Origin of the sequence: uncultured Bacteroides sp. (genome assembly GCF_949298305.1) — a bacterium.
Lineage (GTDB): Bacteria > Bacteroidota > Bacteroidia > Bacteroidales > Bacteroidaceae > Bacteroides.
This window is the reverse complement of record NZ_CASFWU010000010.1, coordinates 35,264-49,455: the sequence shown is the minus strand read 5'-3', so window position 1 is coordinate 49,455 and position 14,192 is coordinate 35,264. Positions and strand designations below refer to the sequence as shown.

Annotated in this window: 6 protein-coding genes and 2 pseudogenes; 4 read left to right on the top strand and 4 right to left on the bottom strand. The window is 57.9% G+C overall.

The features are described 5' to 3' along the window. Together Q1Y74_RS02450 and Q1Y74_RS02445 are read right to left on the bottom strand one after the other, a co-directional pair. Positions 1-1,356 (bottom strand): ATP-binding protein, encoded by a 1,356-nt coding sequence (locus Q1Y74_RS02450; RefSeq protein ID WP_300812125.1) that lies wholly within the window; start codon positions 1,354-1,356, stop codon positions 1-3. Positions 1,357-1,526: 170 nt separating this feature from the next. Then, a pseudogene (locus tag Q1Y74_RS02445) lies at positions 1,527-2,858 on the bottom strand (sigma-54 dependent transcriptional regulator). A 268-nt stretch (positions 2,859-3,126) separates the two neighbouring features. Between Q1Y74_RS02445 and Q1Y74_RS02440 the strand changes: the two are divergent. From Q1Y74_RS02440 to Q1Y74_RS02425, 4 genes and pseudogenes are all read left to right on the top strand, one after another. Then, positions 3,127-4,521, top strand: a complete 1,395-nt coding sequence (locus tag Q1Y74_RS02440) for a DUF4933 domain-containing protein (RefSeq protein ID WP_300812151.1) — start codon at positions 3,127-3,129, stop codon at positions 4,519-4,521. Positions 4,522-4,826: 305 nt separating this feature from the next. Then, positions 4,827-7,186 (top strand): annotated as a pseudogene (locus Q1Y74_RS02435) (ABC transporter permease). 180 nt (positions 7,187-7,366) lie between these two features. Beyond that, positions 7,367-8,047, top strand: a complete 681-nt coding sequence (locus Q1Y74_RS02430; RefSeq protein WP_300812124.1) for an ABC transporter ATP-binding protein — start codon at positions 7,367-7,369, stop codon at positions 8,045-8,047. A 321-nt stretch (positions 8,048-8,368) separates the two neighbouring features. Beyond that, positions 8,369-9,616 carry a hypothetical protein gene (locus Q1Y74_RS02425; RefSeq protein ID WP_300812123.1) on the top strand — a complete coding sequence of 416 codons (1,248 nt, stop codon included), beginning with the start codon at positions 8,369-8,371 and terminating at the stop codon, positions 9,614-9,616. A 228-nt stretch (positions 9,617-9,844) separates the two neighbouring features. Here Q1Y74_RS02425 and Q1Y74_RS02420 read toward each other — a convergent pair whose 3' ends face one another. Further along, positions 9,845-11,461: a glycoside hydrolase 43 family protein gene (locus tag Q1Y74_RS02420; protein ID WP_300812150.1), complete on the bottom strand. Its 1,617-nt coding sequence runs from the start codon at positions 11,459-11,461 to the stop codon at positions 9,845-9,847. A gap of 5 nt (positions 11,462-11,466) precedes the next feature. Then, on the bottom strand, positions 11,467-13,215 hold the full coding sequence (locus Q1Y74_RS02415) for a glycoside hydrolase family 43 protein (RefSeq protein ID WP_300812122.1): 1,749 nt from the start codon (positions 13,213-13,215) through the stop codon (positions 11,467-11,469). Positions 13,216-14,192: the final 977 nt, after the last annotated feature.

Here is a 14,192-nt window from a genome sequence, read left to right as displayed (position 1 = left end):
TCAGTAATACGGAAACAGCAAGGTGAAGGTGCTGCCTTTGCCCGGACAGGAGCGCACGTCGATGCTACCGCCGTGACGAAGCATAATCTGACGGGCCAGCGTAAGCCCGATGCCCGAACCGCCCGGCTTGGTGGTGAAGAAGGGGATGAAGATGCGTTCCTGCACCTCGGGCTCGATGCCCGTTCCGTTGTCCGTCACACGGAGAAAGATACGGCCCGTGGGGGTGACACCTGCCGAAAGCATGATGCGGCGGGCGTCATTCTCACGGGCATTCTTTATCAGGTTGATGAGCACCTGCTCCACCTGTCCCTTGTCGGCCAGCAGGCGGAGGGGAGCGGGCGGAGGGGTGAGGTGCAAATCGTTGTCGGCGCTCTGCATGAAGCGGAGGACGTCTTCCAACAGCGCAGTGGCGTCGAGCGGCTGCAACAGGGGTTGGGGCAAGCGGGACACCTCGCGGTAGCTGCCTACGAAGCGCGTCAGGGCCTGTCCGCGGCGGGCAATGGTGGCCAGCATCTGCCGCATGTCCTCCTTGTCCTGCCCGCTGCCTTCCAGCCCGTCCACCTGCTTGCCTAACAGTTCGGCCAGGGAAATGATGGGGGTGACGGAGTTCATGATTTCGTGGGTCAGCACCCGTATCAGCTTCTGCCAGGCCAGTGTCTCCTGGCTGTCCAGTGCCGAACGGATATTCTTCAGGCTGGCGATGACCAGTTTTCTTCCTTGCAGAATAAACTCCATGCCCGACAGGGCCAACTGCGTTTCTTCTGCCTGTTGGCGAACCTGTATCACATGTAACGAGCCGGGACGCAAGTCACGCAAAAGGCGGGGCAGTTCGGGGTGGAAGTGGCGGAGGTCGTCCACGGTCTTCGGAGCCTTCAGCACCCAGGTGCTTTCCTGCCGTTCGTCCACGGCGGTGGCCAGCAGGCGGGTAGCGGCCTCGTTCTTCCATTCGATGCAGCCCTGCGGCGTATAGACCAGTACGGCGGTGTCGATATGGTTTGCCAGTGCCTGGAAGTAGAGCAGGCGTCCTTCCTGTCGCTGCAGGTTGGCGCGATAGTGCTCCAAGGCATCCTGCATGCTCGCCAGCAAGCCCGGCGGCAAGGAGTCACGACTGCCTCCCTCGCCCTGCGCAAAGGCTTCGGGAAACTCGGAGTAGCGCACCGACTGCACAAACCGCTCCATGAGGCGGGATGTGCGCCGCATGTAGCGGCAGACGGCCCAGGCAACGCCCAGCGTCAGCAGAGCCGCCAGGCACATATTGATGTAGAAACCGTGTACGGCCATCCAGGCCGTGAGGAGGCACGAGGCCAGCAGGGCGGCGGTGAGCAGCAGGGGGGTACGGGGCCAGTGGGTGGTCATATCTTTATTCGTTATGGGAGTTAGAGGGAGTAAAAGGGAGTTAGAAGGAGTCAGAGGCCGATACCCTTGCCTGACAATCCGATAATCGTCACCAGTTCTATCGGCTTCTAACTCCCAAGCCCGCCAAAGCGGGCGATAACTCCTTCTAACTCCCTTTTACTCCTTATTCATTACAATTTATACTTCTCAATCCTTCTGTACAGCGACGTCCGCGTGATGCCCAGCATCTCGGCGGCCAGGGTGATGTTTCCGTTGCACAGGCGGAGCACCTCGTCGATGCTTTCGCGCTCGATGCGCTCCAGGTTGTATCGCTCCTTCCCGTCAGGCGGCTCGTGCGTCAGGCGGCTTTGCAAGTGGAAGTCGCGTGCGGCCAGCATCGGTCCGGAGGCAAGGATGACTGCCCGCTCCACGGCATGCTCCAGCTCGCGCACATTGCCCGGCCAGCGGTATTGCTGCAACTAGCGCTGCACGAAGAAGTCGGCCAGCAGGAAGAGGTCGTCGCCCCGTTCGCGCAGAGGAGGCAGACGCAATTCGATGGTATTGATGCGGTAGAGGAGGTCCTGACGGAACTCGCGTCGGTCGATGGCGGCATAGAGGTCGGTGTTGGTGGCGCATATCAGCCGTACGTCCACGGGATAAGTGGTCGTGGAACCCAGGCGCGAGGCACGCCGCTGCTCGATGACGGAGAGCAGTTTGGCCTGCATGGGCAGACTGAGGTTGCCTATCTCGTTCAGGAAGAGCGTGCCGCCCGCGGCGGCCTCCATGCGTCCCGGCTTGGAGCGGCGGGCATCGGTGAAGGCACCCTTCTCGTAGCCGAACAGCTCGCTCTCGAACAGGGGTTCGGGGATGCTGCCCAAGTCGATGGCTACGTAGGGCTTACTGTGACGGGGCGACTGCTCGTAGATGTAGCGGGCCAGCAGGTCCTTGCCCGTACCGTTTTCGCCCAAGAGCAGAAGATTGGCATCGGTGTCCGAGCACTTGCGCACGGTTTGCAGCAGTGCCTGCATGGCGGCCGACTCGCCGATGATGCGTGTCGGTTCGGCAGGCGTGGCCAGCGCTTCGGCACGTTGTTCAAGGGTCTTCTTTTGTTCTTTCAGCACTGTTACCTCGTGTCGGCTGAAGCTGAGTTGCAGGGCCGCAGATACGGTGGTCAGCAGTTTGTCGTTCTGCCAGGGCTTGGGGATGAAGTCCGTGGCTCCCTGCTTGATAGCCTGCACAGCTTTCTCCGTATCACTGTAGGCGGTGATGAAGATGACCACTGCCTGTGGGTCGAGTTTCAATATCTCCTCCAGCCAGGCAAAGCCTTCGCGTCCGCTGACGGCGTCGCGGCGGAAGTTCATGTCCAGCAGGACGACGTCGTGGCGGACGCGCGACAGCAGGGGCAGCATCTCGCGCGGGTCGTCGAGGGTAGTCACCTGTTCGGCCAGCGGGCGCAGCAGCATCTTCAGGGTGAAGAGGATGTCTTCGTTGTCGTCTACGATGAGTATCTTTCCTTGTTTCATGGGGGCTTGGGGGTTCACCACAGAGGACACAGAGTAGCACAGAGTTTAATAAGAGTTTCCATAAAAGAACTCCGTGTAACTCTGTGTCCGCTGTGGTGCCCCAAAGATACGCATTCTTTTCCGATAAACACTGTACGCCAGCGTGCGATTGGTGTACGGAATCGTACGTTTTCCATCCCCGCCTCCGCCGTTAACCTACTGACGAATAATCGTTTGGCGGTTTGGCACGGATGTTGTCCTGCCTTCTATGGAATAAATGTATATCGTGATGAACAAACTCGTTTTACTACTGACGGCCCTGTCTCTGACGGCTGTGGCGGCCTCGTGCGGGCAGCGCCGCCCGGGCATGAGCCGCGAGGAAGCGGTGGCCGAACTGGAGGCGAAGGCCATCGGACAGGAGGCCATGCGCCAACGGGCTGCCGCCAGTCTGGACACCTTTGCAGCCGACTACCGCCCGCCCGCAGGCATCAAGCACCGGGCCACCATCGTCCGCACGGGTGCCAAGGTGCTCAACGTGCCCGCCGCCCTGAAGGATGTGCGCCAGTTGCAACCCAACGCACTGGGCACCCTCTCCTTCCATCCCACCGGCTACGAGGGACGTGGCCTCGGAGCCCGGCTGACGCCCGTGGACGGCGGCTGGATGCTGACGGACTACGAAGGCATCTGCCTGCTGGACAAGGACATGAAGCTGCGCAAGGTACTCTTCGAGAACGACGTGGAAATCAGCGAAATGAAGATGAGTAACGGACAGACCGGATATGGCATGCGCATGAACCGCACCCTCCGCAGCGTGGGCTACGACCCGTCCGCCCGCCAGCTCCGCGGCCTCTATGGAGGCAAGACGGAGCAGGGAAAGTCCGGCGGCTACGAGTACGCCGTCGCCACCCTGCCCTGGGACATACTGGTAGAAGCCTCCGAGCCGTGGACACCCGACCAACTGCCCGGCAAGCTGCCCATCACCAGGACGCAGGGCAGCGCCTTCGGCGTGACGGAAGGCGGCTGGCTGATGACCGAACCTTTCAGCTCGCGACTCTGCACCTTCGGGCAGAAGGGCGACACGCTGTGCCGCTTCACGGTGAACGACGACGAGGACTACACGCCCACCTCCACCTACCGCAACGGGGAGGACACCGACATCTATGAATACGAAGGGAAGACACGCCTGCGCATGGCATACGACGACACCGTCTACGAGCTGGCGGACGCCTCCACGCTCCGGGCCGTCTGGCGGCTGGACTTCGGCACGCTGAAGCGCCCCACGGGCAAGTACGTGACAGGCAGCCTGAAGAACAGCCTCGACGGATATTACCTGATAGAGAACTGGGTGGAGACGGAACGGCATCTGCTGATTGAACTGTCCGGCGGCTACAATACGCCCGACGCCCGCAGCCGGGGGACGGTGACGCTCCATACCCTGGTCTACGACAAGCGGACGGGCGACTTCTTCAGCCTGCCCGGCAAGCGGGACAAGGAGAACCGGTACACCTACGCCGACCTGCCTTTCCGGGTGGAGGGTACGGACATTTCCCTCCTGCCCACGCTGACGGCAGGCCGTCGGGCCGCCATCCTCTACAAAGGAAAGCGGCTGAAGGAGATGCTGCCCGACCTGCCCCTAAGCAGCCAAGTAGATGACAACGAGCTGGTAATCATACGGATGGACTGACCCCGGAGTGCAGCCTTTGCCGGGACAGGGTGCCACCTTTCCCAGTCCATGGTCGTACCTTTGTATAGATTAAAAGCCTTTTATCTGAAAATTAAAAGCCTTTTAATGCACAAATGAAAGCCTTTTAATTACCAATTAAAAGCCTTTTAATTTTCAAATGAAAGGCTTTTATTTCTACCAAAGGTAGCGCCTCAGGCGGGGAAAGGTGGCACCTTGGGCAAGCAAAGGCGGCGACCCGACAGGGCAGAACCTTGACGGGAGCGAGAGAAACCGTATATTTGTAGAACCTGAATAAATACCGAATTATGCTGAGACATTACATCAAAGTAGCGCTTCGGCTCATCCGCCGGAGTCTGCTGTTCTCCTCCATCAACCTGATGGGCTTTGTGCTGGGCCTGACGGCTGCCTTCCTCATCTACCTGTGGGTGGTGGACGAACTGACGCACGACGACTGCTTCCGCGACGGCAACCGCATCTACCGTGTGACGGAGCTTCGTCGCGAGGCGGGCGGAGAAATCAAGGAGTCGCCCCGCCTGCCGCGCACGCTTACCACCACCTTCCGGCAGAAGTTCCCGCAGGTGGAGGACGCGACGGCCATCAAGTACGGCGACCGGCACTCCTACGAGACAGAGGACGGAAAGAAGATGACGGCAACGGAAACTTACGTGGACAGCACCTTCTTCCGCTTCTTCACCTTCCCCGTGGTGGAAGGCAACCCCCAACGCATCAACGACAACCCCGGAAACGTGGTCGTCTCCACCGAACTGGCCCGCAAGTTCGGGGCACGGCCGTCGGGCAGAAGCTGACCTATTCGTTCGGCGACTTCATCAACGACGTCTATACGGTGGTGGCCGTGGTGGACATTCCCCGCAAGAGCCACATCCGCTTCGAGCTGGCCAAGCCGATGGAGGCGTATGGCAGAGGAGCCATGAACATCGATTGGGATACCTTCAGAGAAAGTATGCACGTCTATGTCAAGATGAAGGACGGTGCGGCCCTGCTCCGCAGCGAGGCGCAGGCCATGAGCCGCCTGCCGGCCGACCGTGGCGAGAAGAATGTGCGCCTCAATTTCCAGCCCCTGCACGACATCTATCTGCATACCCGCTTTGCCGACCCCGACGTGAAGAAGCACGGCAACCTGGCTACCGTCTATTTGTTCATCGCCCTGGCGGTGCTCATCATCTTCATGGGAGCGTTCAACTTCACCACCCTCTCCACCGCCCGTGCCTCGCTGCGCTACAAGGAGGTGGGCGTGCGCAAGGTGACGGGAGCCAAACGCCGCGTGCTCATCGGGCAATTCTTGTCCGAAGGGATGGTACAGGCGTGCATCGCCCTGCTGCTGGCGCTGGCCTTGACCGAGCTGACGCTGCCCCTATTCAACCGGGTGATGGAGACCAACCTGCGACTGGAGGCGAGTTGGAGCGTGGTGCTCTACAGCCTGTTCGGCATTGTGGGCGTGGGCTGTCTGGCAGGCAGCTATCCGGCTTTCTATCTCTCGTCTGTCAATCCGTTGCTGGCCTTCAAGGGCGGGCGTAAGACGGGGCGCAAGGGCGGGCTGATACGCGGACTGGTGTGCGTGCAGTTTGTCATCGCCCTGGTGCTGATGTTGCTGACGGGCATCGTCTTCAAGCAGCTGCACTACATGCAGAACAAGGACATGGGGCTGGACAAGGAAAACATTGTTTGCATTTATACCAGCCTGTGGTACAACGTAGGCGACTTCAAGCAGGAGCTCTTGCGCAATCCCGACATCAAAGGCGTCACCATGTCGTCGCCCATCGAGAGCTTCGGCGAAGGCACCAGTTACAAGGATGGGAAACCAGTGGAGTGGACCGATGTGGACGGTCGCACCGACTCTCTGCGCATGGTGCAGCTGTGGGCCGACGGCGACTTCGTGAAGACCTTCGGCATGCAGTTGGTGAAGGGAGAACTGATGGATGCCGACTTCAACAACTACTGGAACCAGGGGGAGACCAAGACCGCCGTCATCAACGAGACAGCCTGGCATGCCATGAAGGTGGCCGACCCCATCGGGCTGGAAATCCGTTCGGAGTGGGGAATGCCGCTACGCATCGTGGGCGTGGTGAAGGACTTCAACTTCCAGTCCATGCGCGAGCAAATCAAGCCTGCCTACATCTGGTACAACCCCGAAGCTCTGAGCTATCTGTACATCAAGATAGCCCCCGAACGGCGGCAGCAGACGTTGGCCTTCATCAAGGAGAAGTTCGAGGAGTTTGCCGCGCGCGACAATGCCTTCATCAAGGATTTCAATTATCAGTTCTTTTCCGATAAGTTGAACCAAAGCTATGCCAGCGAGCATCAGCAGAGCCGTATGTTGCTGTTCTTCACCGTGCTGGCCATCCTCATTGCCGTAATGGGTGTGTTCGGCATCCGCAAGGTGAACGGCGCGCACTCCGACCGCATCGTGCGTATGTTCTGCCGCGAGTACCTGGTGTGGGTGGGTATTGCCTTCATTGTGGCGTGCCCTATAGGCTACTGGCTGATGCGCAGCTGGCTCAGTGAGTTTGCTTATCAGACACCCATCAGTTGGTGGCTCTTCCTGCTGGCCGGCCTGCTGACGGCGGCCATCACGTTGCTGACGGTCGTGGGGCAGACGTGGCGCAAGGCGTCGCAGAACCCGGTGGAGGCGTTGAGATACGAGTAAAGGGCCTCACCCCCCGACCCCCTCTCCCAAAGAGAGGGGGAGGAGGGTGGATGTACACATATATAATATATTGGATAAAATGTCTAACCATTAAAACAATGTCTAACCCTTAAAAACAACGCTTCTACTCCCCCCCTCTCCTTGGGAGAGGGGTCGGGGGTGAGGCTCAGAATATCTAATATGATCAAAGCCATTAATCTGACCAAAATATTCCGCACCGAAAGCGTGCAGACAACCGCATTGAACGAAGTGAACCTGGAGATACATCCGGGCGAGTTTGTAGCCATCATGGGCCCGTCGGGCTGTGGCAAGTCCACGTTGCTCAACGTCATCGGCCTGCTGGACAATCCCACCTCGGGCGAACTGTGGTTCATGGGGCAGGAAGTGTCCCGATGGAAAGAGAACGACCGCACCGACCTGCGCAACGGCAACCTGGGATTCGTCTTCCAGAGCTTCAACCTGATAGACGAACTGACGGTGTTCGAGAACGTTGAACTGCCCCTGCTCTATGCCGGCGTATCCGTCCGCGAACGGGTGGAGCGCGTGAACCGTGCACTGGACCGCATGCAGATAGCCCATCGCTCCGAGCACTATCCGCAGCAGCTCAGCGGCGGCCAGCAGCAGCGTGTGGCCATTGCCCGCGCCATCGTCACCAACCCCAAAATCATCCTGGCCGACGAGCCGACGGGTAACCTCGACTCGGCCAACGGCAACGAAGTGATGTCCCTGCTGAAGGAACTCAATGCCGACGGCGCCACGGTGGTCATGGTGACCCACTCCGAGGAGAACGCCCGCGAGGCCCGCCGCATCATCCGCATGATGGACGGGGTGATACTGACGGAAGCCAGTCTGGACAGATAGCACGAAGCGGAAAAGACTATCCGCCACCGCCCATAGTAAGGAAAACGGGGAGTTAAGCCGGGGGGAGCCGCTACCGCAGCATCCCCGGCCCGACTCCCCGTTTCTTCTCCCCCACCCGAACACAGATTTACAGACGGAACTGCAAAAAGTCTGCACAAAAGGGCAGACATATCCCATCTTTTGATACCTTTGTGCCCATATCTGGTAGGGACCATGGCAATGCTTCCCATCAAAAGCATTCGTCAGCAGACATGACAAAACCGACAGACTTTTATCCACTATTATCAACTAACCTATAAAAGAACAGAAATGAACCGTAACATGACTAACAAACTTCTGAGTCTGTTGCTGATGCTGGCATTCTTCAGCGCCTGTAGCAACGAGGACACACCGGAACAGGAACCACCCGTCAGCAACCAGTATCTGACAGGAGTCACGGCCGAGAAACACATCAGCAAAAGTGAAATAACGGAAATGGTGGTGAACTACGCTGCCTCACAGGACATCGACTTGCCGGAGGCACTGATTAGCGGACTGCTGTGCGACGTGGATGTGGCCGCCATCACTTACACCACCACCGGAGTCGACGGCAACGACGTCACGGCATCGGGCGTAGTGGCCATCCCCAGCGGGACCACTTCCTACGACCATCTGCTCAGCATCCAGCACGGCACACTCGACATCGAGGAAGCACCTTCGGAGCAACTCTTCTACTACGAAATGATGCCGGTGGTGAGCAAGCACATCGTTGTCATGGCAGACTATCTGGGATACGGAGCCAGCCGTACCGCAGACCGCCAGCATCCCTACCTGCACGCCAAGCTGACGGGAACAGCCTGCGCCGACATGATAGAGGCCGCCCGCGAGTACCTGCGCTACAAGGAGATTGCCGAAACGGACGATGACCTCGAACTGCTGGGCTACTCACAAGGCGGACAGGCCACCATGGCCACCCAACTGGAACTGGAAAGCCGCGGACTGGGCAGCAGCCTTCGCAAAGTATGGGCCGGCGGAGGTCCGTACGACCTGGAAAACCTGCTGCAAGCATTCCTCACCGAAGAGGGAATACCGGAATCCTATCCGCGCAGCGGCTACCTGCCCTACCTGATACGCGGCATGGCCTACGGCGAACAGCTCAACGTGAGCGACGAGAACCTGTATGCGCCGGTCGTCATTGAGAAAGGCCTGAACCAAATGTTCTCCACCACTCCCCTGTCCCAATGGCACGCAGCGTTGGGCACGGACATCACCCAGGTGGTGCACCCCGACTTCTTCGCCGCCCCCGACTTCAACGGCAACGCCGACGTATTGGCAATTATCAACGCCCTGCGGAAGAACTCACTGGTAAACGCCGCCACACAGCCGCAGACCGCCTTCAACCTCTTCCACTCGCCGCTGGACGACTTTGTACCTTACAGCAATGCGGTAAGCGCCCACGCCATCTGGGGCAACTCCACACTGACAGACCTCACCATGCCCAGCCATGTACTTGGCGGCATGGAATTCATCATGCGCTACATGGGGCTGTGGGAGATTATCGGGCCGATGCTGACTCCCACGGCTAACTAATTCAAGTTTCCGCCGTAAGAACGCACCGTGGTGCGTCCCTACAACAAAAAATACGTGTAGGGGCGGGGGCGGCTTGAATACATCCACGCTGTAGAGACATCCATAAAAGAATCACCACAGATTGCCCAAATTCTCACAGACTTATTTTCCCTAATCTGTGCCAATCCGAGTAATCTGTGGTGAATAACATTAAGAATTGTACGGGTATTCAACACCCCGACAACCTCTTTATTCCGCCGTGTTCTTCGTACGCTTGTAGTCGAAAGAATCCACATCCACATAGCCGCCGAGAGCCTTGGTGGCATAGTTGAAGATGGCGAACTTGGTGCCCATGAACAACTTCCGATAGTCGAAAATCATCTTGAAGTCGGCACCAATCTTCTTCCAGTTGGTGTTGTCCGTGCTGTAATAGAAAGTGGCGATGTCCTTGCCCGGGCGGAAGTCGGCGTCGATGCGCAGATAGACCACGGAAGCATCCAGCTCCACACGCTCCTTCTCTTCCACATCCACACCCAGCACGGCCTTGTCCTGGTCGCGCAGGTCCACCACGTTGGTAGACATGGTGAGGTACTTCTTGCTGCCCTCCATCGAGACGGACAGCAGGCCGGAATGGCCGTTGAAGGCCGCAAAGCCGGCCACGTCACCATCCTTCATGTGCGAGAGGTCCATGGCAACAACGCCGCTGCACTGCGGGCCCTCCATGCGCTGGGTCAGCGTGTTGGGAGCCAGGTAGAGGTTGTCAACCACGCGGCTGGTCTTCAGACGCAGGAATCCCGGACGTTCGGTCAGCGACCAGGCATTGTCCACGGGATTGTGGTTCCACTGCCAGTTCAGTTTCAGCTTGCTATTGTCGAAAGCATCGCTCACCACCAACGGAATCTCCGGACAGCCCTGCACGGGTTTCTTCATCGTCAGGGGCACACGGCCGTTCTCGTCGCCCAGGATGGGCCAGCCGTCAATCCAACGGCAGGGCATCAGCGTGAGCACACGGCCCACTCCGCCACGGTCCTGGAAGATGACACCGTACCAGTTGCCCTTGGCATCGTCCACAATGGTGCCCTGGCCCACGTAGGGGAAGCCACCGAAATCGCTCTCCAGAATCACCTTCTTCTCGTAGGGACCTTCTATCTTGTCGGCCCGGTAGCAGACCTGACGGCGCTTGCCGCCGTTGGGCCAGGAAATCATCAGCAGGTAGTACTTGCCGTCGTGCTTGATGACACGGCTGCCTTCCAGCAGGCCGTTCTCGGAGGCGTCGCGTTCAAAAGTCTTGATTTGCAGACCGCCCGGCTGCACGTCGGACAGGTCGCTCTTCAGCTCGCGCAGTTCGCCCGTGCCGTAGAACACGTAGACCTTGCCGTCGTCGTCGAAGAAGAGGGAGGCGTCGTGGAAGTGCGGCGTACGCGCCTCCAGAGTCCAGCCCTTGGCAGGGTCGGTCGTCGTATAGACATAGCCCCGATAGGGCTGGTCGTTGGGCGAGAAGTAGAGATAGAACTTACCGTTGTGGTAGCGGATGGAGGTAGCCCACTGCCCGCGTCCGTAAGCGGTACCTTCCAGCAGGTCGTACTTGGGGCCGTCCGTCAGCTTGTCGAACACGTAGCTGACGATTTCCCAGTTGACCAGGTCCTTGGACTTCATCACAGGCGCGCCGGGCATGAGGTGCATGGTGGTGCTGACCATATAAAAGTCGTCGCCCACACGAATCACATCCGGATCGGGGACATCGGCCCACATCATCGGGTTGACAAACACTGTGCTGTCTGCCACCTGCTTTTCAGAGGCTTCTGCCCGGTATCCGAAAAAGGACACCAGAAGCAGAAGCGAAAAATACAAACTATTAAGTTTCATCATCATTAAGGAAGAATGTCGTTGGCTGAAGTAGCATACAGACCAATCAGGCTGCCTGTAAATCCGCCAGCCACGTTGGTAGAAAGGATGTCGCCCGAAACGATGCCGCCCAGGTTAATCCGTTCGCCACCGTTCACCGAGTAGAAGAAGCGGTAGTCGTTGCCCTTGGCCTGTGCCTGCAGGGTGATGGGTTCCTTCACGTCAATGGGGGTCGATGCCAGGATGGTCGTCTTGCCCTTCTCGGTTCTGGCAAGTACCAGCATGTATTCCTTATCTTTCTTCGTCACGCCGAACACATAGTTGAAGCGTTCGCTCTGGTACCAGGCCAGGCCGGCCAGCTCGTTCTCCGAAGCAGGCTTGAACTTCAGGGTAGTGGAAACCGTGCAGTGGCTGTGCTGCTGGCGGTAGAACAGCGAGGAGATGGGCTTCACTTCCTTAATCTGGGTGGCAAACGGAGTAATCTGCAATCCGCCCTTCTTGGCGATGGAGATAAAGTCCTCGCGCGGACCACGCATGCCAATCCAGCGGTAGTCCAGCTTCTCGGCGGTGAAGTTATCCTCGAACTTGAAGTTTCCGTTGGGGAAGAAGCCGTCCTTGCCCGTCTTGTTCTCCACGCCGGCAGGCATCTTCAGCTTGCAGTCCATCGGCACCAGTCCGTTCTCGAATACGGGGTACGTGCCGCTCCAGTCAACCGGCAGGATGAAGGTCTCGCGGCCGGAGTTCACCATGTCCTTCTCGTTGGGACGGATGGCCAGGAACACGCCGTAGTACTTGCCGTCCGGGCCCTTCACCAGGTCGGCATGACCGGCCCAGTCCACCTTGTTGGCACGGTTCTGCGGGAAGTAGCGCTGGGTCAGGATGGGGTTGGAGGGAGCCGGCTTGAAGGGGCCTTTGGGGCTGTCGCTCATGAAAATCACTTCGCTGTGCCAGCCGCCCGTACCGCCTTCGGCACACATCAGGTAGTAGCGTCCGTCCTTCTTGTAGAGGTGGGGAGCCTCAATCCAGATGGGTTTCTTGTTGATGTCCGTACCGCCGTCCACAATAATCTTGTCCGTGCCGGCAATCACCTGGTCCTTCTCCAGGTCATATTCCCACACCTTGATGACGCGGTGGCCTTCGTAGCGTTCCTTGCCCTTGTCCGGCGCGTCGTTGTGTACCACATAGGCCTTGCCGTCCTCATCGAAGAAGATGGACGGGTCGATGCCCTCGAAGTTCAGCTTGATGGGGTCGCTCCATCCCTGCATGGGGTCTTTGGTCTTGACGATGATGTTGCCGAAGCCGCCCGAGAACTGGGTGGTAATCATGTAGAACGTGTCGTTGTAGGGGTTGTAGCGGATGGCCGGGGCATACACGCCGGCGCTGATGCCGCAGTCTTCCACCTTCAGCTGGGACGTGCGGTCCAGCACGTGGCCAATCTGTTTCCAGTTGACCAGGTCGTTGGAGTGGAAAATGGGTACACCGGGGAACATGGCGAACGAAGAGCAGACAAGGTAATAGTCATTGCCCTTGCGCGTGATGCTGGGGTCAGGGTAACAGCCCTGCAGGATGGGGTTGTAGAACTCGTCGGGCTGCAAGGGATTTTCCTTGTATATTTTGTCGTCTCCCTGATAGACAAAATTCGTGAACACAGGCGCATTCTTACTGGCCTTACCTTTGGCTGCCAACGCCGTGCCGGAAGACAACAAAGCACAGGCAAGCAACAACAAAGTCTGGCGGCTGCGGAGCCAGCCCATTCTCAATCTGGATGTTTTCATGTAATTAAATGTTTATAATAAAAATGATAGCTATAAATGAAATTATGTATAGCAAAGATAAGGAGAAACAGATTTCTTTCATTAAAATTATGTAACAGATATCTTTGCTGGCATTCCGTACCGAAAAAAAGGGGCTTGTGTAACACTGACGAAACAGAATGTAACGCAGACAAAACAATTCGGCCCGGAAATACGCGCCTGAGGGAAGTGAACGGGCCGGAAAGGGATGTTTCCCTACGCGACACCCCCAAAGGAAAGGGAAAGCGAAGCATCCGACAGCCTCGGACGAAGGCACGGAAAGCCTTATAAGAACGAAGAAAACGCCCACAGATTCTCCATCCACGGCATACCCGTCCCCCACCGGAAGCCGCGACAGAGGGAAGGGCACAGAGGCGGAAAAGAGTGGGAAAACGGAAAGGAAAGAGCCGCCCGGCAGACAGAAAGGAAATGCCAAACAAGCGGAAAGGAAGCACCAAGCAAGCAGTGAAGATTGGCCGACCCGCAAGTTATCCTATAAAGCAGCCGCTGCGATGTACATCGCAAGGGCGCAGTTGTACATCGCAAGCGCTCAGATATACAACTGAGCAGCTGCTTTATAACTTTTCTAAGAAGTTGGCAGAACCTTTCTGCGGAGAAGAAGCATCTTTTCCCGTACCTAACAGAGACTTCCCCCGTTATCGGGGAAAACAGCAGTCAGGGCAACCAAGCGTGTGGTTCCCTTCGGCCGCCGGTTAATCGTTTACGATGTGAGGGTGTCAAAACCAGATGATGGTATCTGACTTCATCCAGGTCGACGATGATGGGGAAAATCCCATAGTGTCAAAACCAGATGATGGTATCTGACTCCCCTCCTTCTGGAAGGAGGGGTGCCCAAGGGGCGGGGTGGTAGGTTTTAAGACATCTTGTATATCAATACTTTATGTTTCCACCTACCACCTCCCCCTTCGGGTACTCCTCCTTCCAGAAGGAGGAGAGTT

Excerpts from the sequence above, each read along its gene's own strand:
- Q1Y74_RS02450 (WP_300812125.1), bottom strand. The coding sequence starts at position 1,356 with ATGACCACCCACTGGCCCCGTACCCCCCTGCTGCTCACCGCCGCCCTG.
- Q1Y74_RS02440 (WP_300812151.1), top strand. The coding sequence starts at position 3,127 with ATGAACAAACTCGTTTTACTACTGACGGCCCTGTCTCTGACGGCTGTG.
- Q1Y74_RS02430 (WP_300812124.1), top strand. The coding sequence starts at position 7,367 with ATGATCAAAGCCATTAATCTGACCAAAATATTCCGCACCGAAAGCGTG.
- Q1Y74_RS02425 (WP_300812123.1), top strand. The coding sequence starts at position 8,369 with ATGACTAACAAACTTCTGAGTCTGTTGCTGATGCTGGCATTCTTCAGC.
- Q1Y74_RS02420 (WP_300812150.1), bottom strand. The coding sequence starts at position 11,461 with ATGAAACTTAATAGTTTGTATTTTTCGCTTCTGCTTCTGGTGTCCTTT.
- Q1Y74_RS02415 (WP_300812122.1), bottom strand. The coding sequence starts at position 13,215 with ATGAAAACATCCAGATTGAGAATGGGCTGGCTCCGCAGCCGCCAGACT.